The organism is Microbacterium sp. Bi128 (assembly GCF_918698205.1).
Genome location: NZ_CAKKMM010001111.1, coordinates 1 through 1,704, shown reverse-complemented (window position 1 = coordinate 1,704; position 1,704 = coordinate 1). Strand labels below are relative to the sequence as shown.

Genomic DNA, 1,704 nt, shown 5'->3' with positions numbered 1-1,704 from the left:
GGCTGGGCGCGGCTCAGCGCCAGGACTCCAGCGTCGTGGGGACGGATGCCAGGGTCGCCAGCGCCGCGTCGCGGTCGACGCGGGCGAGGGTCAGCGCCGCCACGACGAGCGACGCGCAGACCGCGGACAGCGCGTCCACGGCATCCGGGGTCAGATCGGGGCGGCGGTCGGCGACGGCGGCGCGGATCGCGCCGCGCATCTCGGCGGCGTAGCCCGACACGAGCCCGCGCACCTCGGCGTCGTCGGACGCGAGGGGCGACGAACCGGCGTTCAACAGCAGGCAACCGAGGCGCGCCCTGGGGCTGTCCGCGGCGATGGCCGCGCGCATCTCGTCGACGTAGGCCTCGAGTGCGCCGGGGTCGCCGCTGCCGAGGGGCCGCAACCGGGTGCGGACGATGTCGTCGAGATACGCCCCGAGCACCGCATCGAAGAGACCGCGCTTGCTGCCGAAGGCGTTGTAGAGGCTGGAGCGGGTGAGACCGGTCGCCTCCTCGAGCTCCGTGATCCCGGCCTCCGCGTACCCGCGCTGCCAGAAGACATCGCGCGCCGCGTCGACGACGGAGCGGCGGTCGAACGCCGGCATCCTGCCCATGGGTTTCCTTCTCTCCGGTCCGGGTCTATATTAGACCGGTCGTTACAAAATAACCACGCAAGGAGAGAAATGCGCGCGATCGTGCACCACCAGTTCGGCGAACCGACCGACGTCCTCGACGTCGAAGAGGTCGAGACCCCGCAGCCCGGCCCCGGCCAGGTGCGGCTGCGCATCGTCCTGTCGACGATCCACAACCACGACCTGTGGACGATCCGCGGCACGTACGGCTACAAGCCCGAACTCCCCGCCCGCGCCGGCACCGAGGCCGTCGGCATCGTCGACGCGCTCGGCGAGGGCGTCGACGGACTGCAGGTCGGTCAGCGCGTCGCCACCGGCGGCACCTTCGGCGTGTGGGCCGAGTACGTCGTCACCCCCGCCGCGGGCCTCGTCCCCGTCGCCGACGGCCTCCCCGACGAGATGGCCGCGCAGCTCGTGTCCATGCCGTTCAGCGCGATCAGCCTGCTGCACTCGCTCGACCTGCAGCCGGGCGACTGGATCGTGCAGAACACCGCCAACGGTGCGGTCGGCCGCATGGTCGCGCAGATCGCCCAGGCCCGTGGCATCCACGTCATCGGCCTGGTCCGCCGACAGAGCGCCGTCGACGAACTCGCCCAGCAGGGCATCCACAACATCGTGTCGACCGACGCCGACGACTGGCGCGAGAAGGCCCTCGCGATCGCCGACGGCGCACGTATCGTCGCCGGCGTCGACTCCGTCGGCGGCACGGCGAGCAACGATGTGCTGTCGCTGCTCTCCGACAACGGCACGCTGGTGATCTTCGGCTCGATGGGAGCCGGAAAGCTCGAGCTCTCGGCCGGCGACATCATCTTCCGCCAGGCCACCGTGAAGGGCTTCTGGGGCAACGTCGTCATCAAGACGATGGATGCCGAGACCCGCGGCGCCCTCTTCGGCGAACTGTCGCGCTACCTCGCCGACGGCACCCTCACCCTCCCCGTCGCCGCGACGTTCGGCCTCGAGGACGCTCGTGAGGCCATGGCCGCGAGCCTCTCGCCGCGCGTCGGCAAGGTGCTCCTGCGCCCCTGAGCCGCCCCTCACCGGTGGGGCGGCTGTCGCCCCGCCCCCGCCGCTGCGCGGACCAGGGCACTCCGCCC

At 71.8% G+C, this 1,704-nt stretch carries 2 protein-coding genes; one reads left to right on the top strand and one right to left on the bottom strand.

Annotated features, from left to right (window positions below; translation table 11 throughout):
• Positions 1-13: 13 nt before the first annotated feature.
• Positions 14-592 (bottom strand): TetR/AcrR family transcriptional regulator, encoded by a 579-nt coding sequence (locus LQV45_RS30280; RefSeq protein ID WP_230010913.1) that lies wholly within the window; start codon positions 590-592, stop codon positions 14-16.
• A gap of 69 nt (positions 593-661) precedes the next feature.
• Here LQV45_RS30280 and LQV45_RS30275 point away from each other — a divergent pair, with 69 nt between their 5' ends.
• On the top strand, positions 662-1,636 hold the full coding sequence (locus LQV45_RS30275; protein WP_230010911.1) for a zinc-binding dehydrogenase: 975 nt from the start codon (positions 662-664) through the stop codon (positions 1,634-1,636).
• Positions 1,637-1,704 lie beyond the last annotated feature (68 nt).

What these genes read in the sequence shown, in the direction of transcription:
- LQV45_RS30280 (WP_230010913.1), bottom strand. Translation starts at nt 592, where the DNA reads ATGGGCAGGATGCCGGCGTTCGACCGCCGCTCCGTCGTCGACGCGGCG.
- LQV45_RS30275 (WP_230010911.1), top strand. Translation starts at nt 662, where the DNA reads ATGCGCGCGATCGTGCACCACCAGTTCGGCGAACCGACCGACGTCCTC.